The following is a 22,243-nucleotide window of genomic DNA, read 5'->3' on the forward strand; positions in this document are numbered from 1 at the left end:
ATAACGATTTTCTTGCAACCCTGCTCGCTCAATTTTGAAATGCAATTGCCCTGAACGGGTTGCGCACGCACCCCTTCTTGGCCGGATCGGGTCATCCGTGGCTGTCGCTCTCCAGCATCGTCCGGTAGTCGTCCGCGGAGAGCATCCCGTTCACCGTATCGGGTTGATCCGGACGCAGACGGATCATCCATCCCTCGGCATAGGGGGCCTCGTTGACCCGCTCGGGCGCGGATTCCAACGCCGAGTTGATCGCGCTCACCGTGCCGTTCACCGGCGCGAAGAGGTCGGAGACCGACTTGACCGACTCCACCACGCCGAACGGTTTGCCCTGCTCCAGACGGGCTCCGACCTTCGGCAGCTCCACGAACACCACATCTCCCAAGGCGTGAGCCGCGTAGGCGGTGATGCCCACCTCCACTTCGGAGTCCAGAACACGCGCCCATTCGTGTTCCCGACTGTAACGCAAATCCCGTGGAATCTCTCCAATCTCTGACATGGCGTTCCATCCTCGTCATGGGTTCGAATCGTGTAAACTGGCATGATGGGGAAAAAACCCCTCACCCCCGACCGTGGACCTCCCTGACGGGCGTTCCACGGTAGAAAAAACAATTATGGTCCGATTCCTCGGCCAAAGGCAATCCTTGATTCGGAGCCGCGCCAAAAAACGCCAGACTCAGACATCCAGAAAACGCGACACCGAGAGAATCGCGCCCGCCAGGCCCAGTATCGCCCCGATCAGCACGATCAGCAACAGCTGCGTCCAGGGCAGAAAGGCCCATTGCACGGTCATGCCGAAGCTCTGCCCGATCTCCAGAATCGCCCCCCGCGCCCCCAAATGGAGCGCGCTCGTGAACAACAGGGCGCCACACGCGCCCAGGATCCCCTGCAACAACCCCTCGTAGATGAAGGGTGCCCGGATGAACGCATCGTCCGCACCCAGGAAGCGCATGATCTCCATCTCGTCACGGCGGGCGATGATGGTAAGCTTGATCGTGTTGGAGACGATCAGTCCCACGGCCAGCAGCAACAAAAGCGAAATCGCGTTGCCCAGAAAACGGATCGCACGAATCAACGCGGCAAGACGTTCGGCCCACTGCTGGTCATGGGAGATCGACTCCACACCCGGCATGGCGCCGATCTCCTTGGCCAGGGATTCGGTCTGGGCGGGAACGGAGCGGACCATGCGGAACTCCAGCGAATAGGGAAGGGGATTTTCATCCAGCTCATCAAGCAGGGCGCCCTCGTCGCCGAGCATGGTTTTGAGTCGTGTCACCGCCTCCTTGGGGGTGATGATGGTCATCTCCGCGACACCCGGGTGCCCCTTGATCAGCTTGCCCACCTGGATCAGTTGCTCACGCTCCACCCCGCGACGCATGAACACCGTCACCAGATTGTCATCTTCCCAGTGGGTCAAGGCGAGGTTGGCGTTGACCAGCAACAACGAAAACAGACCATGAATGGTCAAGGCCAGGGCAATGACCAGACTGGTGGTCCAGTGGGAGAGCGAGCGCTCGGCAAACGGACGCCACGCCTGCTTCATGGCACGCGCATGGAAGATCCGCGCGAACAGGCCATATCCCCTTGGGGGCATCCGGGCCGGCGCGCCAGGGGGTGATCCCGCGTCGCCGGAATGGGGAGAGGGCCGGATCATGCGGCATCCTCATCGGAAATGGGTTGCGGCGCGGTGTGCAACAGGGCGCCATCGCGCATGTCCAGGCGGGGATGGGCGAGTTCGGCGGCCAGATCCAGATCATGCGTCGCCACCAGAACCGTGGTTCCCTGCCGATGCAGCCCCTCGAACAGCGCCATGATGTGACGTCCGATCTCCTTGTCGAGGTTGCCGGTCGGCTCATCGGCGATCACCAGGGGTGGACGGTTCACCGTGGCGCGGGCGATGGCCAGGCGTTGTTGTTCACCGCCCGAGAGGGTGATGGGATTTTGATGCATCCGTTCCAGCAGGCCGACATTCTGCAATGCCCGGCGCACCTGTCCGGGAATGCGTGCCGGCTCGTGACCGGCCACCTCCATGGCCAGGGCCACGTTGTCGAAGACCGACCGGTCGTAGAGGAGCTTGAAGTCCTGGAAAATCACCCCAATCCCGCGACGCAGCGCCGGCAGTTGACCGCGGGTCAGGCGTGCCACGTCGCGACCATCCACCAGCACCGATCCCTCCGAGGGAAACGCGGCCCGGTAGATCAGGCGCAGCACCGAACTCTTGCCAGCGCCCGAGTGACCGGTCAAAAAGTGAAACGATCCCCTGGGCAGCCGGAAGGAGATCCGTTTCAAGGCCTCGTGACCGGTGGGATAGCGCAGCGTGACGTTGTGGAATTGGATCATGGCACCGTGAACACGATGGATTGGCAGTCATTTTTCATGGTATCGTTTCCCAGGTCGGATCACAAGTCCGTTTCGTTAAATCCAAAGCTCTGGTTGTCCACGCAGACCGCCCAAGCGGATGACTGGAGAGGGGATCTCTTTGTCACGCGCTCCCACACCTTGCGGACCGCCTCGAACGGGTTCCCGGAGAGGATTCTCATCCCATCCCGCGGGTTCAGGCAATATGTTGACCGGGTTGCGTTGTTTCGCACGCGAGAATTCCGTATAGTAGGATCGTGCTATCTTGTCTGGCGGCTTTCCGATCGTGGAGTCGAAACGTGATCGTTCAATGTGAAAGTTGTCGCGCGCAATTCGACGTCGATGACGAAATCCTGCGTCCTTCGGGACGCAAGCTGAAGTGTTCCCAATGTCAGGCGGTCTTCTTTCAGCCGCCGCCCAAGAGTCGCGACGCCAAGGGCGAAACGGTGCGCGGGTCGGATGCGCGTGCCGGAGGCGTCGTCTCGAAAAACGCGACAGGCCACCAGACCGAACATTTCAGGCAGTTGCCCGCCGAGGAGTCGTCCCGCTTCTTTCAGGAGGGAGCCGACTCCGGCGAAGAGGAGCCGCCCGAACCGGAAGAGATCATCGAAGAGGAGGATATCAATCTGGATGAGTTTGGCGACATCCCGGTGATGGATGCCTTTGGCCCCTCCGACGCGGATGCCACCACCCGCGAGGCGCAACCGGTCGCCCAGGAGATCTCCGCGGATGAAGCCTTCGGTGGGTTGATGGGAGATCTCGCCGGCGACATGGAAGAGGAGTCGGCGCCTGCCCGGAGCGGTCTGATCGACACCTATCTCCAAGCCGAGCCGGAAGAGGAGCTGGAAGAGGAGGAGGCGTTACCGCCACCGCCGCCACCGCCGCCACCGGTCGCTCCGGCGCGCGTCGCGTCACCACCACCCCCTCCTCCGGTCGATGATGTGGATGATGACGCCGAAACCGTCGTCGGGTCGTTGGGAAGACTGGCCCTGGGCAAACCCACGGCCAGGGAGTTGGAACTTGCAAGACTGGCACGAGAAAAGCAAGCACCACCTCCGCCACCCCCACCGCCGCCACCGCCGCCACCGCCTCCGCCACCTCCACCGCCGCCACCCGCGCCGGTCAAGCCGGAGCCGAAGAAGGAGACTTTCGTGAAAGTGGAACCCAATCTGGTCGATGATACCGTCGAGGAGGAGACGGTCGAGGAGCCCGTGTCCGGAGGGGGACCGGGCGCGCGTCGGCTCTGGTTCCTGTCGGTGTTTCTGTTGATCGCCCTCGGCGTGGGTCTGCTCGCCCAGACCGACTGGTGGACCTACAAGCGCTTCGATCTGTTCAGCGACTACCGTTTCCACTCTGCCCAGGGTGAGTGGCGTCGTTATCCGTATGGCATGGTGCTGCTGGTCTCCGGTGAGATGGCCAACACCAGCCGCCTGGTCAAACATGTGCCGGCGATCCGGGTGGTGTTGCTGGATGCCGAGGGCAAGGAGTTGACCTCGGCATTGGGGTATGTGGGTCGGGTGGTGGACGACAAGTCCCTGGACGAGAGCAGCGAGGCGGCCTTGCGCACCATGGCCGGCCTGCAAAGCGAGGAGAAGCGTCTGAAGGTCAGCAAAATGATGCCGGGCCAGACCGCCGCCTATCAGATTCTGTTCGTCAAGCCGCCTCCGGAGAGCGTCCGTTTCCGTTTGCAGTTGCTGTTGCCCGATGGCAAGGGGATGATCACCAGGGAAAAGGCCCTGCCGGACAAGGAAAAGACCGCGCCGAACGACAGGAAATCATGATGAATCCATGCATTGGACCCGGCCACGGGGTGATCGTCATCCCGTGACCGTGCCGAGTCGTCTTCATTCTGGATCCGGATTCCTGTCGGCCCCTCCTTCCGTTGATTGTCCGTGAATCCCGCCATCCAGAGTCTGGCCCTCGCAAGGCCGTCACCAAACCGGCTCGATCCCCATGTCATCCCCGCAACAGTGGGGATCTGCGCTCCACGGCCCCCATGACCACCGCATCGATCACACCCTCCCAAACATCCCGAAACACCCACCCGATCACCGCCCGCCGTCTGGCCGCCCTGGCGGTGCAACGGGTCTGCCGCGATGGCTTGGCCCTGCGCCTCGACGAATCGCAACTCTCCCAACTCCCACCCCGCGATCGCCACTTCGCCCTGGAGATCGCTGCCGGTACCCTGCGCAATCTCAGTCTGCTCGACGCCATCCTGAACCTCTGCCTCACCCGCCCCCTGGCAGCCAACAAACACCTGACCCGAGCGGTCCTGCGCACCGCGCTCTATCAGATCCACTTCCTGCGCGTGCCACCCCATGCCGCCATCGACGAAGCGGTCACCCTGATCAAAACCTCCCCGGATCGCCCCCTGGCCGGCTTCACCAATGCCGTTCTGCGCGCGGCGACACAAGTCGATCCCAAAGCGATCCCAACCTCCCGGACCGATCCACTGAACCAACTGGCGATCGAATTCTCCCATCCCACCTGGCTGGTGTCCCGCTGGCTGGCAAACGCAGGCGAGACCACCACCCGCGCGCGCCTGGCGGCCAATCAACACGCCGGACCACTCACGTTGCGCGTCAACACCCTGGCAACCGACCGACCGCGCCTGCTGGCCGCTCTCGGCGCACACGGCAGACCCCATCCCCACGCGCCCGAAGGGGTGATCGTGACGGAATCCCCGGCGATCGAAGCGCTGCCCGGCTACGCACAAGGGTGGTTTCTGGTGCAGGATGGCGCCGCCCAATGGCCCGCCCGACTGCTCGATCCCCGCCCGGACGAGGCGATCCTGGACCTCTGCGCCGCGCCAGGGGGCAAAACCGCCCATCTGGCCGCCCTGACGCAAAACCAGGCACGGATCTGCGCGGTCGATGAGCACCCGGGACGGTTGCGGACCCTGCGGGAGAATCTGACCCGGTTGGGGATTGACGGGGTGGAGATCCTCCCCGGGGATGCCGCGGAGACGACGCTTCTGGAAGGACGGCGGTTTCACAAGATTCTCGCGGATCTGCCCTGCTCGGCGACCGGGGTGATCCGGCGTCATCCGGAGATCCGCTGGCGCCGCCAGGCCGGGGATCCGGCAGCCATGGCCGGGACGCAGAAACGGATCCTGGAGGCGTGTGCCGCACGGCTGCTTCCGGGCGGGCTGCTGGTCTACGCGGTCTGCTCCCTGGAGCCGGAAGAGGGGAGCGAGCAGATCGATGCCTTTCTGACGCGCCATCCCGACTGGCAACGCGTGCCGATCCCGCCCGACACCCCCGATCTGCCCGCCTCGGCCCTGACGCCTGAAGGGGATCTCCGTTTCGAGCCGGCCCTGCACGACATGGACGGCTTTTTCATCGCCCGCCTGCGGCGCGAACAGGCTTTGGTCAGCGCATGACAGAACGGGTTGATCCGATTTGTCCTGGTCAGGATTCAGGCCCCCTACATTTGTCGGGGTCCAAGGGCCCATGGCCCCTGGTGGGATCCCAGGGCAGAACCAAACACTCAACCCGCGATCGGGTACCTCCGCAGCTCACGCCGCGGATGCGACCAATCCGGCAGCACGGCGGCGACGCGCTCCCAGAAGGCCGGGGAGTGGTTCATCTCGAAGCGGTGACAGAGTTCGTGCACCAGCACGTAATCCACCAGCCGGACGGGCAGACGCATCAGGCGCCAGTTGAGGTTGATGGCGCCGCGACTCGAGCAACTCCCCCAGCGACCGGTCTGACCGCGAATCGTCACCGTCCGCCAGGTGACCCCCATGCGGGTGGCCCAGTGGGCCAGCCGTTCCGGCAGGTATTCCGCGGCGCGACGGCGATACCACCGCTCCAGGGCCAGCTCCAGCCCATCCGCGGAGAGCGGAACGGGAAGCCACAGTTCGTCTCCCACCCGTCGGGTGCGGGTGATCCCCTCTCCGGCGACGCGCAACACCAGGCGCTCGTCGAGCAGCGGGATCAAGACGCCATCGGCCAGCACCGGACGGATCGGAGGGTGCGATCGGCAGCGCGCCAGCTGTTCGGTCAACCAGGCCGCCTGATCGCGCAGAAACCGCTCCACCGTGGCCTGACTCATGCGCATCGGCGCCCGCGCCTCGATCGCCCCTTCCGCCGTGACGCGCAACGCCAGCCGCTTGCGCAGCGGATGGCGAACCAACGCATAACGCACGGTCAGCTCCGACAGTCGCACCTGATGGATGGTCGTGGTCATTTTTTTCCTCGTGGCACTTTCTCAAGCGGAAACGAACCGCTATAGTACCCGCCACATCCGGATACGTCATCCGGATAATCCTGGCGATCCGAACCTTTGGGAAACAAACATGGAAACCGGTTACTTTGGCGACTTCGGCGGTGCCTTCATCCCGGAGATCCTCCACGAGACCTTTCGCCGCCTCACCGCGGCCTATGAGGAGGCACGCGCCGATCCGGCGTTCTGGAACAGCTACGTCCGCCTGATGGAAAACTACTCCGGGCGCCCCACCCCCTTGACCTTCGCGGAAAACCTCTCGGCCCGATACGGTCGCCGGGTCTACATCAAGCGCGAGGATCTCAACCAGACCGGCGCCCACAAGGCCAACAACGTCATGGGTCAGGGGTTGCTGGTCAAACGCATGGGCAAGCGGCGGGTCATCGCCGAAACCGGCGCCGGACAACATGGCATGGCCACCGCCACCATGGCCGCGCGCATGGGATACGAATGCGTGATCTACATGGGGGCCGAGGATGTGGAGCGACAGCGTTCCAACGTCTTCTGGATGGAACGGCTCGGCGCGCGGGTGGTTCCGGTCCATTCCGGTTCCAAAACCCTCAAGGACGCGGTCAACGAGGCGATGCGCGACTGGGTGGCCAGCATGGACGACACCCACTATCTGCTCGGCACCGCCTGTGGCGCCCATCCGTTTCCGGCCATGGTCTCCTGGTTCCAGTCGATCATCGGCACCGAGGCCAAGGCGCAGATCCTGGCCGCCGAAGGGCGTCTGCCCACCCATGTGTATGCCTGCGTGGGGGGTGGTTCCAATGCCATGGGGATCTTCCAGGGATTTCTCGACCATCCGGAGGTGAAGCTGGTGGGTGTCGAGGCGGGCGGTCTGGGGGTCGAAACCGGTCGCCATGCCGCACGGTTGGCCTCGGGATCCGGCACCGTCGGCATGGCGCAGGGATACAAGACCTTCTTTCTCCAGAACGGCGACGGCCAGATGCTCGACACCCACTCCGTGGCCGCGGGGTTGGATTACGTCGGGGTGTCGCCGATCCTGGCCCATTTGCACCAGACCGGTCGGGTGCGTTTCGAGGCGGCCACCGATCACGAGGTGGTTGCCGCGTTGCAGGGGTTGATGCGTGCCGAGGGGTTGATCCCGGCACTTGAATCCAGCCATGCCGTGGCCCAGGCGTTGAAGGAGCTGCCCACTCTCCCCGAGGATGCGATCGTGATCATCAATCTCTCCGGGCGGGGTGACAAGGACATCTTCACCATTGCCGATGCCCTGGATGATCCGGGTTGGCGGCAGTTCATCCGCCAGAAGGCGGCGCAATACGCGGCCAGAGAGGCGTGAAGGGGACACGATGCCCAGAGGTTGGATCCAGCGCTTGCCGGGCTGGTGGCGATCGCGGGACGAATCGTACGCTACATCGCCCCATGATCCGGACCGCTTCCCCCCTCGGGCGGGGTCCAGACGAGGGTGTCCAACGGATCCTTGATGTCGCAGCACTTGCAGTGCAGACACCGTTCCGCACGGATGCGCGTCACGGTCCGTTCCACCTCGGGCAGATACCTCGCCTCATAGACCCCGGCGGGACAATAACGGGTTTCGGGATGGGCGAAGCGCGTTCGCCCCGCGTTCGAGAGCAGCTCCGGATCCCGCACCCGCAGATGGCATGGCTGATCGTGACGATGGCGGATGGCACTCAAGGCGAGCGCCGTGGAACGGTCGAGGATCCAGGGTGCCGGCGCGGGCATGGTCAGGGGTGATCGATCTGGCGTCACCTCCCGCAAGCGGGCCCGATCGGAGACGGACCAGCGCCAGCTCCAGGGGGAGCGGCCCCGGCTGAACCGTTCCCAGGCGGCATTGACCAGTCCGGGGAGCCAACCGGCACGAAATCCCGGTCGCACGTTGCGCACCTCCTTGAGTCTTGCCATCCAGGACGATGCCTCGACCCGATCCGGATATCCGCGCAGTCCGGCGGCGGTGAAATCCCCCGTTTCAAAGGCCGCGACCACCCCTTCCGCGGCGGCCACCCCGGATCGGATGGCGTTGCCGATCCCCTTGAGGCGGGCGGCATCCAAAAATCCCGCCGCATCCCCGATCAGCACCCCCCCATCGAACTCCAGACGCGGCAGGCACTGCCAACCTCCCTCCACCAGCGTGCGGGCACCGAAGGCGAGCGGTTGGCCCTGGGCGAGCCGGGCGCGGATGCGCGGATGGTTTTTCCACTGCTGAAAGGCCACGAACGGGTCGAACCAGGGATCCCGGTAGTCCAGCCCGACCACCCAACCGATGGCCAGCCGTCCGGGTGCGACCGGATAGAGGAACCCGCCGCCGTGTTGGGATCCGGCCAGCGGCCAGCCGAGGGTATGCACCACCCCCACGGCGATCCGATCGGTCGGGATCTCCCAAAGTTCCTTGAAACCCAGGCCATGGGTCTGGGGCGGGCGACCGCGCTTGAGGTCGAGTTTCCGGATCGCTTGTCCGGTCAGATGCCCCCGGCACCCCTCGGCCAGGATGGTGACCGGAGCGTGCATCGCCAGGCCGGGCTCGAAGCCGGGTCCGGGTTCGCCCCGGCCATTCACCCCCTGATCGCCGGTCCGGATGCCGCGCAGACGCTCCCCCTCCCACAAAAGCTCCCGGGCGGCGAATCCGGGATAGATCTCCACCCCGGCCTTTTCCGCCAGGCCAGCCAGCCAGCGGCAGAAGCTCCCCAGGGCGAGCATGCGACAGCCGCGATGGGACCAGCCGTGCGGCAGGGGGATGGCGTGGTGGCGTGTCAGATGGAGCAGGGTTTCGTGGGTGACCTCCGGTCCCAGGGGTGCCGTGGCGATCTCCTCGGGGCTCAGCAGAGTGAGGAGGTCGCAAGGGTCCAGGAGGGCGCCGGAGAGCAGATGCGCGCCGATGCGGACTGACTTCTCCAGAAGCGCGATGGTGAGATCAGGGTGATGTCGTTTCAGGTGCAGCGCGGCGGCCAGGCCCGCCGGACCGGCGCCGACGATCAGCACATCGTGGGAGGATTCGGTCATGGAGGGCGGTGCGCGGCGGCGGTTTACGCGTGCTGGGGGCCTGGGGAGTGCGAAATTTCCGGCTCAGGTGCGGAGGCAGTGCCTTCGAGGTGTCACGAATTCGCACGGATCGGGGCCTGGAGTCCCCATCGGTTGGGCATCACGCGCCCCCTATCTCAAACCACGGAAAAAGGCCCCCACCGCCTCGGCGCCCTGTTCGGCATGAATCCGCATCGCCGCCGTGCCCACCACCGCGATCTCCGCCTGTCCACGCAAGGCCGCCACGTCGGCGGGCGTGCCGACTCCGAAACCCACCGCCAACGGCACCCCGGTCACCTGACGACAGCGGGAGAGGAATTGGGTCAGATCCGCATTGAAATCGGTATGCGCGCCGGTGACCCCCTTGCGCGCCACGCAGTAACAGAATCCGCGCGCCAGGCCGCCGATATACCCCAACCGCTCGTCCGTCGAGGTGGGGGTGAACAGCTGCACCCAGTCCAGGCCCATCTCCGCGCACAGCCCCATCGGTTCCCCCGCCACCTGGGGCGGCCAGTCGGGAATGATCAACCCGCGCATCCCCATTTCGGCGGCGGCGCGCATGAACCGTTCCACCCCGTAGGCCATGAGAATGTTGGCATAGGTCATGATCAGAAAAGCCACGCCCGGATGACGCCGGACCATTTCACGGGCGAACGCCAGACCATCGGCGACGCGAAAGCCGGCATCCAGGGAGAGCTGATTGGCCTGGGCGATCACCGGACCATCGGCGATCGGCTCGGAAAAGGGAATCTGCAACTCCATCAACTCGACACCCGCCCCGGCCATGGCATCGATCACGCGCCGGTTCTCGTCCAGGGAGGGATGACCCAGCACCAGATGGGACATGAGCAGAATCGGCGCCTCTCCGAGCGCTTGTCGCTCGGCCAGACGATGACGGATAAACGGTTCCAAGGACATGCGTGGCAACTCCTGACAACGGTGTTGAATCGAAATCCGGGTCCAGGATCTTCCAGAACCTCATGAAGCCATTATGAACCCTATCGAACTCCCGCTCAACGGGCTGCCCGCCACACCGCGCGGATGTACCGCGCGGCGTCGATTCCAGCGGCTCCCGTCGCAGCGTTCATTTTTCACCTGACAACACCTGATCGAAATAGTCGATCGTCCTTCGCAACCCCTCATCCAGAACCACCGTTGGCTGCCAGTCCAACCGCTCCCGGGCCAACCCGATGTCCGGTTGACGCTGCCTGGGATCGTCGGTGGGCAACGGCGCGAACACGATCGACGATCGGGAACCGGTCAGCTCCACCACCTTGCTCGCCAACTCCAACATCGTGAACTCGCCGGGATTGCCGAGATTCACCGGCCCGAGAAAGTCGTCCCCGGAACACATCAACCGCAGAAAACCCTCCACCATGTCATCGACATAGCAGAACGAACGCGTCTGCGTGCCGTCTCCGTACACCGTGATCGGATCCCCGCGCAACGCCTGCACCACGAAATTCGATACCACCCGACCATCGTTGGGATGCATGCGCGGACCATAGGTGTTGAAGATCCGCGCCACTTTGATGCGCAACCGATGCTGACGATGATAGTCGAAAAACAACGTCTCCGCGCAGCGTTTGCCCTCGTCGTAGCAGGATCGTGGTCCGATGGGATTCACATGGCCCCAGTAATCCTCTCGTTGCGGATGAACCTGTGGATCCCCATACACCTCGCTCGTCGATGCCTGCATGATCTTGGCCCGTACCCGCTTGGCCAAACCCAGCATGTTGATCGCCCCATGCACGCTCGTCTTGGTGGTTTGCACCGGATCGAATTGATAATGGATCGGCGAGGCCGGACAAGCCAGATTGAAAATCTCGTCCACCTCGACATACAGCGGAAAGGTTACATCGTGACGCAGCAATTCAAAAAAGGGATGATCCAATAGAGCGAGAATATTCCTTTTGTTGCCGGTAAAAAAATTGTCCACGCACAATACATCCGCACCCTCGGCCAGAAGATGCTCACACAAATGCGATCCGAGAAAACCCGCACCGCCGGTTACCAAGACCCTTTTTCCGGAAAATCTGCTCATTTCAGCTCCCCAGTCACGAAAACCTCATACCCTGAAAAACCAATCCAGACCCCTTGTGAATCAAGAAAAAAACCTCCGCACTCCGATCAGGCGATCGGAATGATCAATAGGGATCATGAATAAAAAAATCCTTGAAAAACAAATAAGAAAAAAAATCAAATTTTCCCTTGAACTCCTCGTCCATTCGAGGCAGAATGCCGTTTGCCTGACGGGGAGACCTGTTAACGCATCCTTGAGATCGCCAAGCAGCCGCTCTTCCCGCAACCACTGACAATCGTTAAAAATTGGTCGCTCCCCAAGTGGCAAAGTCACAAACCCATCGTCAAGCATGCCATGGGAATCGCCTCTTGGCTAGCTGAAAAATCTTGCAAACCCAAAAACCAGTAACACCAAAGAATACAAAATGAACGTCTTAACTCATCGAGGAACCGCCATGACCTACAATGAAGCCGTTGTCGCGGCCCGCGAGAATGCTGCCAAAACCCGGAAAAGCTGGTATATCCTCTCCGATGGACGCGAAAACTACAAAATCCGCGACCACCACGCCGGTCTGACCGGCAAGATCGGCCAGGAAAGCCGGGATTTCCAGATCACGGCAGTCGTGCATCCGGTCTGGCAGGAGTAATCGCCCGGTTGATCACCCGGTTTCGAGTTCAGGGCGCCCTTCAGCTTTTGAGCCGAAATGTCCATCCATCCCGGTCGGTCATGCGACCGGGATGAGCGTCCACACGCCACCCCAGGCTTCATCCCTCTTCCGCGCCACCCATCCGAAACATCCCTCCCACCTGACGACACGAAAGCGTTGCCACCACCGTGCATGCCGGCCCCCTCCCCTTGCGGGAGTCCAACGGCAAGGGCCGGGGGAAAATTTCACGCACATCCCTTCCCAAGCGCGCCCGGCTGGCTCATAATCCGCGTTGCGACCTGACAGGGCATGACCTGGGGAGAACCGCTCTCCGGTCCCATCCTCGGCACTCCCCGCAGGGGCGGAAATCGGCTCCTTGCGCATGCTCTGGCTGGTCCCGGCCCCACTCGATCGACCGCACGGATGCAGACATCACATGGCTGGAACCCCGAACAAAACCCCATACAAGAATCTCAGCCCAGAGGTGATCCTCCAGGCCACGGAACAGCTTGGAGCGCGTTGCGATGGCCGGTTGTTGGCGCTCAACAGCTTCGAGAACCGGGTCTATCAGGTCGGTCTGGAAGGAGGTGGCGCCCTGGTGGTGAAATTCTACCGCAAGGGTCGCTGGAGTCGCGAGGCCATCCTCGAGGAGCATCACTTCACCCGCCAGCTGGCGGATCTGGAAATCCCGGTGGTATCTCCCCTGCCCGATTCCGGGGATGCAACCCTGCACGCCTGGCGGGGATTTCGGTATGCCCTCTATCCGAGCCGTGGAGGTCGCGCGCCGGATCTGGAAAACCTCGACCATCTCGAACGGTTGGGCCTGGCCCTGGGACGGATTCACGCCTTGGGCGCGACCCGTTCCTTCGTGGCCCGTCCCACATTGGATGTGGAGAGTTTCGGCGAGGAGCCGCATCGCTTCCTGATGGCCTCGAAGTTCATTCCGTTGGATTTGCGCGCCACCTACGACGCCTTGATCAAAGAGTTGTTGCAGCGCATCCGCCGTTGTTTCGCCCTGGCCGGCGAGGTGCGTCTGATCCGCCTGCATGGGGATTGTCACTCTGGCAACATTCTCTGGACCGAGCATGGACCGTTGTTCGTGGATTTCGACGATGCACGCATGGGACCGGCCATCCAGGATCTCTGGATGTGTCTGTCGGGTGATCGGAATGAGCAGGGTACCCAATTGGCCGCCCTGTTGCGAGGCTATCGGAAGTTTCACGATTTCAACCCGCGCGAGGTGCATCTGATCGAGGCCTTGCGCACGTTGCGGATGATCCACTATGCCGCCTGGATTGCCCGGCGATGGGATGACCCGGCGTTTCCGCGCGCCTTTCCCTGGTTCGACGCTCCGCGTTACTGGGACAATCACATTCTTTCGTTGCGGGAGCAGGTACTGCTCATGCAGGAGCCACCCTTGGAGTGGAATCCGATGGCGTATCGGGGCGATTACTGAGGCGGGGCCTTGGTATAACTGGCAGGATGGGGGGAGAACCCCCTCACCCCCCCTTGATGGCCAGAACCGGACAGGAGACCTTGCCGATCAACCGTTCCACCACGCTGCCGAGAAAGACCCGTTCGATGCCGGTACGACCATGACTGCCGCTGACCACCAGATCGGCGCCGACGCGGAGGGCCTCGGCAGCGAGGGCATCCGCCGGGGGATGGCTTTCGAGCACTTCACCGGTGACCGCCACCTCTTGACTTCTGGCATGCTCGATCACCCGATCCACCGCCTCGGTGGCCAAGGCCATCCGTTTCTGGTTTCCCTTGCTCTCCACCACCGACACCACACGCAGCGGAATGCCGCTCTGCCTGGCCAGAATGGTCGCCACCACGCCGGCCCGTTCGCTGTAGCGTGAGCCATCGGTTGCCAACAAAATGGTCTTGCGCCACAAGGTGGCGCCACGCGGCACCACCAACACCTTGCAGGGGGCCTCGGCCACCACGCGGGCGGTGGCATCACCGACCATCCAGCGGGCCAGTCCACGCCGTCCACGCCGTCCCATGACCACCAGATCCGCGTCGCAGGCATTGGCCGCGTCGATGATCTCGCGGTGGGGATGAACCCCGCGACGAATTTCGACGTTGCAGGCCACCCCTTGACTCTCGACCCACTTTTTCATCTCGCCCGTGGAGCGGGCGGCGTTGAGTTCCTGGGTCCGGAGCTGTTCCAGGGCGATGGATTCGAACTCGGGATTGGAAAAGAGCATGTGCATCGCGGTGATACGACCGGAGAAGAGCTGGGCGAGTTCCACGGCCAACGCCACCGCGCTGCGGGAGTACTCCGAGCACTCCGTGGCGACCAGGATGTGGGAGAAGCGACCGGTGGGCAGCAGGGGGCGCATTTCGCTCATGAGGATCGGGCCTCGCTTGGAAGGTGTTGGGGATGCGCGCCGCTTCCGGAAGGGCCGAAAGCGGGATCCGCACCCGGATGGATCAGTGGGCCCCGCCGCCGAGGATGCCCGAAGCGGCCAGCACCAGCACCAGGATTTCGGCGATCATGATGGCCGAATAGACCTTCTCCCCTTTTTTCAGGAACAGGGGCAGAACCTTAGCGTAGCAGACCACGGTGATGCCGGCCAGGATCGCGATGCCGATGTAGTTGATGTAGTCCCCCCGGTGAATCAGGGCAACCCAATCCCAACCGGTGGGACCGTTGACCGCCTTGAGATACTGATCGGCGGGCAGCACCCAGTATTGGGCAAGCTGTTCCATGGAGACGTGGGAGGGGAGCACCCCGAAGACGTAGAGTCCAAAGAAGATCACCATCAGGACGAAGCCGATCTTCCAGCCGAGATCCAGGATCGAGGCATAGGCCACCTGCTCCTCGGAAGCGTATTTCGGGTCAGGGGTGTAGTCGGCCATGGCGTGGGTATCCTCAATCAATCCGGAGTGTGGATGGGTTCGATCAAAAGCCCAGGCCCTTCATCAAGGCGCGGGAGCCGGCCAGGAGCAGCATGCCGATCACCACCTTGCGCACCATCGAGGCGTTGGCCTTGCGCAGCAGCCGGACGCCGACCAGGGAACCGAGCATGATCCCCAGGATGGAAGGGACGGCAATGAGGGCCAGAACGGCGCCCTTGTTGAGATAGACCCAGGCCGCCGAGGTATCGACGATGGAGAGCATGAACTTGCTGGTGGCCACCGACACCTTGAGGGGGGCGCCCATCAGGAGGTTGAGCACCGGGACATTGGCCCATCCCGCGCCCAATCCGAACATGCCGGCCATGATGCCGATGATGACGAACATGAAGAGTCCGATCGGGGTGCGATGGACCTTCCAGTCGATCTCCTGGTTTTTGGCCGCGTCGAAGTAGATGCCGTGGATTTCCAGGGCGCTGGAGAGGGAATCGGCCTTGGGAACATCGGGTTGTTCGGACTTCTTGGCGGTCCACATCAAGGCCACGATGCCGAGGATGGTGGCGCCGAGAGCGGTCTGGACGACGTTGGTGGGCAGGGCGAGTCCCATCATGGCGCCGACGATGGCGGAGGCCGAGGCGATCAAGGCGAGTGGCATGGCCAGGCGCAGGTTGGCCATGCCGCTTTTGAGCAGGCCGGGGCCGGCGGCCAGGGCTCCGGCCAGGGCGACCAGCAGACCGGCGCCGCGCACGAAATCGAGATGGAAGGGGAAGAAAAAGCCGCCGACGATCGGCACGAACAGCACCCCGCCGCCCACCCCGCCGAGCACGGCAACGATGCCGAGCAGAAAGGAGGTGACGAACAAGGCCGCCGCCCACACCCACCAGGGGGTGGTGGCCGCGCTGGTGGCGGCACTCTCCGCGGCAAAGCCATCCGTGGCCATGAGAATCAGCAGACCGGCGAGGCCCAGCATCCATGCTCCTTGATTCCAGCGCAATTTTTGTGAATTCATGGGCGTTTCGATGGTCGCTAGAGAGGTGGGATCAGGTGCATCAGTTTGCATTGATACTCTAATATGCTAGAGTCTATTGTTGAAATTTGCAATGGTCATTTCTCGCGAATCGTGGTGAATAAAAAATAATATCTCAACATCATGCACTTGGAATTGACATGTTATTGAATTGTAAAAAATTCGCAACCGTTCATGCTCCCCCATGATCGCAGGGATCCGGGGACCGGCTCGGTCCCCGGCGGCGGTTCGGAGGCAGCGCCTCCGAGGTTTTGACGTTAGCTTTTTGCCTTTGGCGCGCCCGACGAAAAAGCGTTCTTTCGCGCCTTTTGCAAAAAAACGCTGTGCGTAGCCATGTTTGCGTGAACGTTTTGCGTCGTTGACAAAACGTTCACGCAAACATGGCCCGAAAAACGGGCCTGATGGGGGGAGAACCCCCTCACCCCCCGACCGTGCCCCCCCTTTCGGGCGTTCCACGGTAAAAAATGTTGGGCTTGGCGCGGAAATCGTGTTATGGTAATCCATTAAACCGCTGTCTATTTTGAGATGCGTCGTTTCCCGCAAGGCCACCGTGCAAAATACGAGCTTCGTTTCCAAAAAGCGGAAACTGAAGCTCGCGAAGGCTGCGCGCGGCGCATTTTTCGCAAAATGAGGCGAAAAATGCTTCTTTGAGAAGAGCGCGCTCAAGTCAAAAGCATAAGTCCCAAGGGCTTTGCCCTTGGATCCCACCAGGAGGATAATCCCCCTGGACCCTTGATCATGGAACGACGCATCCCGTGATGGGTGCGGTTTAAAATTTTGCCTTTGGCGCGCCCGACGAAAAAGCGTTCTTTCGCGCCTTTTGCAAAAAAACGCTGTGCGTAGCCATGTTTGCGTGAACGTTTTGCGTCGTTGACAAAACGTTCACGCAAACATGGCCCGAAAAACGGGCCTGATGGGGGGAGAACCCCCTCACCCCCCGACCGTGCCCCCCCTTTCGGGCGTTCCACGGTAAAAAATGTTGGGCTTGGCGCGGAAATCGTGTTATGGTAATCCATTAAACCGCTGTCTATTTTGAGATGCGTCGTTTCCCGCAAGGCCACCGTGCAAAATACGAGCTTCGTTTCCAAAAAGCGGAAACTGAAGCTCGCGAAGGCTGCGCGCGGCGCATTTTTCGCAAAATGAGGCGAAAAATGCTTCTTTGAGAAGAGCGCGCTCAAGTCAAAAGCATAAGTCCCAAGGGCTTTGCCCTTGGATCCCACCAGGAGGATAATCCCCCTGGACCCTTGATCATGGAACGACGCATCCCGTGATGGGTGCGGTTTAAAAAACAACGTCAAAAGCCAAACCTCGGAAAACTCCGTTTCCGAACTCAAGCCGGGGATCTTGCCGTCCCCGGATCCCTGCAATAGCAGGGGTTCTGAATCGTTACAAAACCTTAGAGACTGTTTGGTGATTCCATGAATGGAAATCACCGAACCTGCACGAATCGAAAAAATCGATTCATGCTTCTCAAACTGCCGCGCAATCTGGCGGGCCATTCATGGCCCGCGTCGGCTGTTTGGCATTTGCCAAACAACCTCTTATCGCCACTTGAACAAGACGGGTATCTTGCCGCCATGAACCGTGCCACCCATAAGGGTCTCTCCTTTCCGTATCTTCTTCTGGTGTCGCTTCTCGTGCTGTGCCTTCCCGGCATGGCGCGGGCCGGGCTACAGATCGACATCTCCAAGGGTGGCCTGCAACCCATGCCGATCGCGATTCCAAAATTCCTCGACACCAATCCGGATGGTTCGGTGAACCCCTCGGCGGCCATGGGCAATCGCATCGCGGATGTGATCGCCTCGGACCTGGAGCGCTCCGGACTGTTCCAGATCCTGGATCGCAAGGGATTCCTTCAGGATTCCGCCTCGTTGTGGAAAGATGGACCGAACTTCTCCGACTGGCGCAAGAACGGCGCCGAGGCGGTGGTGTCCGGCGCGGTGATCGACTCCGGCGGCCAGGTGAACGCGGATTTCTTTCTGCACGATGTCTATCGCGGCGCCCCGGTGGGCAAGGGTCAACGCTTTTCCGCCCCGAAGCCGGAGTGGCACCTGGTGGCCCATCGCATCGCCGATGAGATCTACTCCCGTTTGACCGGGGAATCGGGCTACTTCAGCTCGCGGATCGTCTTCGTGGCCGAACGGGGTGACAAAAAGTGGCTGTCGATCATGGACCAGGACGGTCTCAACCGCACCGATCTGACCGAAGGGCGCTCCCTGGTGCTCACCCCGCGCTTCTCCCCGAGTGGCGAAACCATCTTCTTCGTCTCCTACGTCTCCGGCGAGCCGCGCATCTATCGCCGCGAGCTGTACACCGGCAAGACCTATCCGGAAGGGGACTATCCGGGGCTCAACAGCGCGCCCTCCTGGGCGCCGGACGGCTCGAAAATGGCCATGACCCTCAACAAGGACGGCAACGCGGAAATCTACGTCAAGGATCTGGGTTCCGGCACCTTGACTCGCCTGACGCAAAATCCGGGCATCGACACCTCCCCCTCCTGGTCGCCGGATGGACGGCGCATCGTCTTCAATTCCGATCGGGGTGGCTCGCCGCAGATCTATACCATGAACGCCGACGGCTCGAACCAAACCCGCATCACCTTCGCGGGCAACTACAACGCCGCCCCTTCCTGGTCCCCGCGCGGCGATCTGATCGCCTTCGTCAAGGGGGGTGGCGGTGGTTTCGGCATCTCGGTGGTCAATCCCCAGGGTAATCAGGAACGAACCTTGACCAGCTCCTGGATGGACGAGTCCCCGGCATGGGCGCCCAACGGACGCGTCATCGCCTTCACCCGCGAGGTGCAAGGCAAGGGGTCGAAGCTCTATACCATCGATCTGACCGGACAAAACGAACGCATCGTTCCGATGGAGGCCGATATCCGGGCCTCGGACCCCTCCTGGTCGCCGCTGCTGCGCTGATTCCAGGCCCGATCGGACGCGCCAGGACCGGAATGTCGGCATGACGCCCCGGTCCTGGCGATCTGCGTCAGGCTTTTGTCGTGCGCGCTTGGCGCATGCGTTTGAAATTCCGATTAAAATCCTGCATGATCAATTCTTTATCAAATCTGGTATGCATGCTGCTTTATCCAAATGTTCTGCTTCATCACCTTTTTTTCGTTTACAAACGATCACACCTTGCACGATTATCGCAATTTGAACGATACTCTCCCATGAGAAGTTCCGCCCTGGATTCCTCCAGGGACGGCGAATCGGTCGTGTCGCCAAGGTATGATCATCAACGCGGTCTGCCGCGCACCCAAACACAGTACTACAAGGATTGACGAATCATGATCACGAAGCGTTCTCATTTTCTGGCCATCTCCCTGCTCTCCCTGGGCCTTCTGGCCGGCTGCGGCACGGTTCCCGGCGCGGACGGTCAAGGCGGCGACGGCGCGGGCGGCAAGGCGGGCGACGATGGTCGCGCCCTGGGCCGTCATGACGGCTCCTCGGCCTACCTCGATGGCCGTGGCGGCCCGAACGATCCCTCCGGTCGCGGCGGTGCGGGCGGCGAGCCCGAGCATCGGGTCTATTTCGACCTGAACTCCTCGATCATCGACTCGTCTGCCGCCGATATCCTGGCCCAGAATGCCCGTTGGCTCGGCAAGCGCAACGTCACCGTCGAGGGTCACTGCGACGAGCGCGGCACCCGCGAGTACAACCTCGCCCTGGGTCAAAAGCGCGCCGATGCCGCCAAGCAGTATCTGATCTCCCAAGGCGTGGATGCCTCCCGCATCAAGACCGTCAGCTACGGCAAGGAGCGTCCCCTGGTGAACGGACACAACGAAGCGGCCTGGAGCAAGAATCGCCGCGCCGATCTGGTCCCCTGATCCAGTCAGGTTGCTCTCATCGCCTCCCCCTTGGAACCTCCGTGAGGGTGTTCCAAGGGGTGGCGTCGGGATGGGACGATCCGCCGCCATCCAGACTTCGCAGCGAATCACGTTTTTCAGCGTGGCACGCCTTGTGGGTGTTCCACGTCCTGGGGGGTGAGAGGTAAACTTCCCCTCACGTTTTTCAGCGTGGCACGCCTTGTGGGTGTTCCACGTCCTGGGGGGTGAGAGGTAAAACACTTCCCCCCATCACGCCATCAACCGACCGGATGTGTGGACGACCATGCGTATCGCGGTGACCGAATCTCGTCGCGCCCTCGCCCGGCGCGCGCGCCTGATGATTCTTTGTGGAACCTTCTCCCTGATCGCCGGCTGTGGCGGTCTTGGCGCGCCGCCCGAGGCGGATGGCGAACCGCCACCCAAACCGGTGCGCGCCAGCGATGTCGCCGCGCGTCTGGACCAGTCGGAGCAGAATCAGCGCAACGCCCTGGCCGATCTGAACAATCGCCTGGCACTTCTGGAGAAGCAGATCGGGCAGCTGCAAGGTTCGGTCGAGGAGCTGCGTCACGACGGCAAAAAGCTCAACGAGCGGATCGAGCAGGTCTCGCACGCCGAGGCCAAGGCCCAGGCGGCGGCCAGCGTGCAACCCCCGGCGGTTACGGAACCGGCGGCGACCCAGGCCGCGGCTCCGACTCCGGTCGTGGTCCCCCCATCCGCGAGCGCGGCGGCGGCGGCACCCGTTCCGGCGGCTCCGGCTCCTGCGGCGGCGGCTCCGGCCAAGCCCGCGCCCACGGCTCCGGCGGCGGCTCCGGCGGCTCCCGCCAAGCCCCCATCGGCGGCCACCACCCAGGCCACCAACTCCTCCAATCCCAAGGAGGCCTACGAAGCCGCTTTCCAGTTGCTCAAGGAAAAGCAGTACGACGCGGCCAAGACCGGCTTCCAGAACTTCTTGAAGAACCATCCGAAGGATGGCACGGCGGATAACGCCCAGTACTGGCTCGGCGAGCTGCATTATGTGCAGCGGCAGTTTCCGGAGGCGTTGATGGCCTTCAACCAGGTTCTGTTGCGTTGGCCGAACAGCGCGAAGGTGCCGGACAGTCTGCTCAAGATCGGCTTCTCGTTCTACGAGCTGAACGACCTGGAGAACGCCAACACCAGTCTGCAACGGCTGGTCAAGGACTTCCCCACCTCCCCGTCCGCCTCCCTGGCCAAGCCGCGACTGGCGCAGATCAAGCAGAAACTGGGACGTTGACCTTGGTCGAGCGGGCTGTTGTTCTGCTATCCGGCGGGATGGATTCCGCCGTGTGTCTGCATGCGGCCCATGCGTTGGGGCGGGAGCTTTATCCGATCTCCTTTCGTTACGGACAGCGCCACCAGCAGGAGCTGGCCGCTGCCGAGGCGATCGTCGCACGGCTGCCGGTAGCCCGTTGGCTGGTGCTCGACCTGCCTTTGGATCGCATTGGCGGTTCCGCTCTGACCGATCCGGCGCTCACGCCCGCCAAGGGTGGGTCCGGCGAGGGAATTCCCGCCACTTATGTGCCTGCCCGCAACACCATTTTCCTTTCCCTGGCTTTGGGTTGGGCCGAGACGTTGCAGGCCCATGAGATTTTTATTGGCGTCAACGCCATTGATTATTCCGGTTATCCCGATTGTCGTCCGGTATTTGTCGAGGCCTTTGAGCGTCTGGCCAATCTGGCCACCCGCGAGGGGGTCACCCGGCAGTCGTTTGTCATTCGTGCGCCGTTGTTGCATCTGTCCAAGGCAGAGATCGTGCGAAAGGGTTTGGAGTTGGGGGTGGATTTCGCGTTGACCCGTTCCTGTTACGATCCGACCGTGGAGGGGTTGGCGTGTGGGCGGTGTGATGCCTGTCGGTTGCGGTTGGCGGGTTTCGAGACTGCCGGGGCGCGTGATCCGATTGGGTATGTCAAGAGTTAGGGCGTGGTGGGATCGTGTTCCCACTGTTGCGGGGGACGGGGGGCCGAAGGTCCCCGGCGGGGGCGGGGCAGCGCCCCGCGACTTTTCCTTTGATTCTTTTGACTGTATGACTTTCGACTCCAGACCAGATTTTTTTCGACTCTGGACTTGATCTGTTTCGATTCTGAACCTGTTTTCTGTGATTCTGGCCTTTGTTCGATTCTAAACCTGATTGCTTGTGATTCTGGCTTTTTTTCGATTCTGAACCTGATTGCTGTGATTCTGGCTTTTATTTGCATGCCTTTGACTTGAGCGCGCTCTACAAAAAAAGCGTTTTTTCGCGTCTTTTGCGAAAAA

At 62.1% G+C, this 22,243-nt stretch carries 21 protein-coding genes; 9 read left to right on the forward strand and 12 right to left on the reverse strand.

The features are described 5' to 3' along the window. Positions 1-91 precede the first annotated feature (91 nt). The 3 genes from gcvH to ftsE form a co-directional block, all read right to left on the reverse strand. A complete protein-coding gene (gene gcvH, locus ACV4UY_RS10590; RefSeq protein ID WP_491607566.1) occupies positions 92-496 on the reverse strand; it encodes a glycine cleavage system protein GcvH in 405 nt (134 codons plus the stop codon). A gap of 177 nt (positions 497-673) precedes the next feature. Beyond that, entirely contained in the window at positions 674-1,651 is a 978-nt protein-coding gene (gene ftsX, locus ACV4UY_RS10595; RefSeq protein WP_491607567.1) for a permease-like cell division protein FtsX, read from the reverse strand. Beyond that, positions 1,648-2,337 (reverse strand): cell division ATP-binding protein FtsE, encoded by a 690-nt coding sequence (ftsE, locus tag ACV4UY_RS10600; protein WP_491607568.1) that lies wholly within the window; start codon positions 2,335-2,337, stop codon positions 1,648-1,650. Before ftsE ends, ftsX begins: the two co-directional genes overlap by 4 nt. Positions 2,338-2,654: 317 nt before the next feature. On the opposite strand from ftsE, the gene ACV4UY_RS10605 reads away from it, so the two are divergent. Both ACV4UY_RS10605 and rsmB read left to right on the forward strand, forming a co-directional pair. Further along, the gene (locus tag ACV4UY_RS10605) at positions 2,655-4,136 is read left to right on the forward strand and encodes a zinc-ribbon domain-containing protein (RefSeq protein WP_491607569.1); all 1,482 of its coding nucleotides are present in this window, start codon (positions 2,655-2,657) and stop codon (positions 4,134-4,136) included. A gap of 215 nt (positions 4,137-4,351) precedes the next feature. Continuing rightward, complete coding sequence (rsmB, locus tag ACV4UY_RS10610) at positions 4,352-5,737, forward strand: 16S rRNA (cytosine(967)-C(5))-methyltransferase RsmB (RefSeq protein WP_491607570.1); 1,386 nt, start codon at positions 4,352-4,354, stop codon at positions 5,735-5,737. A gap of 107 nt (positions 5,738-5,844) precedes the next feature. On the opposite strand, the gene ACV4UY_RS10615 is transcribed toward rsmB, so the two are convergent. Next, positions 5,845-6,546, reverse strand: a complete 702-nt coding sequence (locus tag ACV4UY_RS10615; RefSeq protein ID WP_491607571.1) for a M48 family metallopeptidase — start codon at positions 6,544-6,546, stop codon at positions 5,845-5,847. 109 nt (positions 6,547-6,655) lie between these two features. On the opposite strand from ACV4UY_RS10615, the gene trpB reads away from it, so the two are divergent. Continuing rightward, on the forward strand, positions 6,656-7,888 hold the full coding sequence (gene trpB, locus ACV4UY_RS10620; RefSeq protein ID WP_491607572.1) for a tryptophan synthase subunit beta: 1,233 nt from the start codon (positions 6,656-6,658) through the stop codon (positions 7,886-7,888). Positions 7,889-7,959: 71 nt separating this feature from the next. On the opposite strand, the gene ACV4UY_RS10625 is transcribed toward trpB, so the two are convergent. The 3 genes from ACV4UY_RS10625 to ACV4UY_RS10635 form a co-directional block, all read right to left on the reverse strand. Next, positions 7,960-9,567: an electron transfer flavoprotein-ubiquinone oxidoreductase gene (locus ACV4UY_RS10625; RefSeq protein WP_491607573.1), complete on the reverse strand. Its 1,608-nt coding sequence runs from the start codon at positions 9,565-9,567 to the stop codon at positions 7,960-7,962. Between the two features lie 150 nt (positions 9,568-9,717). Continuing rightward, a complete protein-coding gene (gene trpA, locus ACV4UY_RS10630) occupies positions 9,718-10,503 on the reverse strand; it encodes a tryptophan synthase subunit alpha (protein WP_491607574.1) in 786 nt (261 codons plus the stop codon). 166 nt (positions 10,504-10,669) lie between these two features. Continuing rightward, positions 10,670-11,629, reverse strand: a complete 960-nt coding sequence (locus ACV4UY_RS10635) for a UDP-glucuronic acid decarboxylase family protein (RefSeq protein WP_491607575.1) — start codon at positions 11,627-11,629, stop codon at positions 10,670-10,672. A gap of 433 nt (positions 11,630-12,062) precedes the next feature. Between ACV4UY_RS10635 and ACV4UY_RS10640 the strand changes: the two genes are divergently transcribed. Both ACV4UY_RS10640 and ACV4UY_RS10645 read left to right on the forward strand, forming a co-directional pair. Beyond that, positions 12,063-12,254 carry a hypothetical protein gene (locus tag ACV4UY_RS10640; RefSeq protein ID WP_420903465.1) on the forward strand — a complete coding sequence of 64 codons (192 nt, stop codon included), beginning with the start codon at positions 12,063-12,065 and terminating at the stop codon, positions 12,252-12,254. A gap of 436 nt (positions 12,255-12,690) precedes the next feature. Next, positions 12,691-13,710: a serine/threonine protein kinase gene (locus tag ACV4UY_RS10645; RefSeq protein WP_491607576.1), complete on the forward strand. Its 1,020-nt coding sequence runs from the start codon at positions 12,691-12,693 to the stop codon at positions 13,708-13,710. 43 nt (positions 13,711-13,753) lie between these two features. Here the strand turns inward: ACV4UY_RS10645 and ACV4UY_RS10650 are convergent, their stop codons facing one another. From ACV4UY_RS10650 to ACV4UY_RS10670, 5 genes are all read right to left on the reverse strand, one after another. Next, positions 13,754-14,611, reverse strand: a complete 858-nt coding sequence (locus ACV4UY_RS10650; protein ID WP_491607577.1) for a universal stress protein — start codon at positions 14,609-14,611, stop codon at positions 13,754-13,756. 82 nt (positions 14,612-14,693) lie between these two features. Beyond that, on the reverse strand, positions 14,694-15,122 hold the full coding sequence (locus ACV4UY_RS10655; protein ID WP_491607578.1) for a hypothetical protein: 429 nt from the start codon (positions 15,120-15,122) through the stop codon (positions 14,694-14,696). 43 nt (positions 15,123-15,165) lie between these two features. Further along, on the reverse strand, positions 15,166-16,089 hold the full coding sequence (locus ACV4UY_RS10660; protein WP_491607579.1) for a sulfite exporter TauE/SafE family protein: 924 nt from the start codon (positions 16,087-16,089) through the stop codon (positions 15,166-15,168). Between the two features lie 105 nt (positions 16,090-16,194). Then, entirely contained in the window at positions 16,195-16,812 is a 618-nt protein-coding gene (locus ACV4UY_RS10665; protein ID WP_491607580.1) for a hypothetical protein, read from the reverse strand. Then, on the reverse strand, positions 16,809-17,645 hold the full coding sequence (locus ACV4UY_RS10670) for a hypothetical protein (protein ID WP_491607581.1): 837 nt from the start codon (positions 17,643-17,645) through the stop codon (positions 16,809-16,811). Before ACV4UY_RS10670 ends, ACV4UY_RS10665 begins: the two co-directional genes overlap by 4 nt. Positions 17,646-17,723: 78 nt before the next feature. Between ACV4UY_RS10670 and tolB the strand changes: the two genes are divergently transcribed. The 4 genes from tolB (at position 17,724) to queC (ending at position 21,907) form a co-directional block, all read left to right on the forward strand. Further along, positions 17,724-19,064 carry a Tol-Pal system beta propeller repeat protein TolB gene (gene tolB / locus ACV4UY_RS10675; protein ID WP_491607582.1) on the forward strand — a complete coding sequence of 447 codons (1,341 nt, stop codon included), beginning with the start codon at positions 17,724-17,726 and terminating at the stop codon, positions 19,062-19,064. Positions 19,065-19,432: 368 nt separating this feature from the next. Next, entirely contained in the window at positions 19,433-19,972 is a 540-nt protein-coding gene (gene pal, locus ACV4UY_RS10680) for a peptidoglycan-associated lipoprotein Pal (RefSeq protein WP_491607583.1), read from the forward strand. Between the two features lie 283 nt (positions 19,973-20,255). After that, positions 20,256-21,224 (forward strand): tol-pal system protein YbgF, encoded by a 969-nt coding sequence (ybgF, locus tag ACV4UY_RS10685; RefSeq protein ID WP_491607584.1) that lies wholly within the window; start codon positions 20,256-20,258, stop codon positions 21,222-21,224. 2 nt (positions 21,225-21,226) lie between these two features. Then, a complete protein-coding gene (gene queC, locus ACV4UY_RS10690) occupies positions 21,227-21,907 on the forward strand; it encodes a 7-cyano-7-deazaguanine synthase QueC (RefSeq protein ID WP_491607602.1) in 681 nt (226 codons plus the stop codon). Positions 21,908-22,243: the final 336 nt, after the last annotated feature.

The sequence above is a fragment of the Candidatus Magnetaquiglobus sp. genome, assembly GCF_058402785.1.

Excerpts from the sequence above, each read along its gene's own strand:
- gcvH (WP_491607566.1), bottom strand. The coding sequence starts at position 496 with ATGTCAGAGATTGGAGAGATTCCACGGGATTTGCGTTACAGTCGGGAA.
- ftsX (WP_491607567.1), bottom strand. The coding sequence starts at position 1,651 with ATGATCCGGCCCTCTCCCCATTCCGGCGACGCGGGATCACCCCCTGGC.
- ftsE (WP_491607568.1), bottom strand. The coding sequence starts at position 2,337 with ATGATCCAATTCCACAACGTCACGCTGCGCTATCCCACCGGTCACGAG.
- rsmB (WP_491607570.1), top strand. The coding sequence starts at position 4,352 with ATGACCACCGCATCGATCACACCCTCCCAAACATCCCGAAACACCCAC.
- ACV4UY_RS10615 (WP_491607571.1), bottom strand. The coding sequence starts at position 6,546 with ATGACCACGACCATCCATCAGGTGCGACTGTCGGAGCTGACCGTGCGT.
- trpB (WP_491607572.1), top strand. The coding sequence starts at position 6,656 with ATGGAAACCGGTTACTTTGGCGACTTCGGCGGTGCCTTCATCCCGGAG.
- ACV4UY_RS10625 (WP_491607573.1), bottom strand. The coding sequence starts at position 9,567 with ATGACCGAATCCTCCCACGATGTGCTGATCGTCGGCGCCGGTCCGGCG.
- trpA (WP_491607574.1), bottom strand. The coding sequence starts at position 10,503 with ATGTCCTTGGAACCGTTTATCCGTCATCGTCTGGCCGAGCGACAAGCG.
- ACV4UY_RS10635 (WP_491607575.1), bottom strand. The coding sequence starts at position 11,629 with ATGAGCAGATTTTCCGGAAAAAGGGTCTTGGTAACCGGCGGTGCGGGT.
- ACV4UY_RS10640 (WP_420903465.1), top strand. The coding sequence starts at position 12,063 with ATGACCTACAATGAAGCCGTTGTCGCGGCCCGCGAGAATGCTGCCAAA.
- ACV4UY_RS10645 (WP_491607576.1), top strand. The coding sequence starts at position 12,691 with ATGGCTGGAACCCCGAACAAAACCCCATACAAGAATCTCAGCCCAGAG.
- ACV4UY_RS10650 (WP_491607577.1), bottom strand. The coding sequence starts at position 14,611 with ATGAGCGAAATGCGCCCCCTGCTGCCCACCGGTCGCTTCTCCCACATC.
- ACV4UY_RS10655 (WP_491607578.1), bottom strand. The coding sequence starts at position 15,122 with ATGGCCGACTACACCCCTGACCCGAAATACGCTTCCGAGGAGCAGGTG.
- ACV4UY_RS10660 (WP_491607579.1), bottom strand. The coding sequence starts at position 16,089 with ATGCTGGGCCTCGCCGGTCTGCTGATTCTCATGGCCACGGATGGCTTT.
- ACV4UY_RS10670 (WP_491607581.1), bottom strand. The coding sequence starts at position 17,645 with ATGGCCCGCCAGATTGCGCGGCAGTTTGAGAAGCATGAATCGATTTTT.
- tolB (WP_491607582.1), top strand. The coding sequence starts at position 17,724 with ATGAACCGTGCCACCCATAAGGGTCTCTCCTTTCCGTATCTTCTTCTG.
- pal (WP_491607583.1), top strand. The coding sequence starts at position 19,433 with ATGATCACGAAGCGTTCTCATTTTCTGGCCATCTCCCTGCTCTCCCTG.
- ybgF (WP_491607584.1), top strand. The coding sequence starts at position 20,256 with ATGCGTATCGCGGTGACCGAATCTCGTCGCGCCCTCGCCCGGCGCGCG.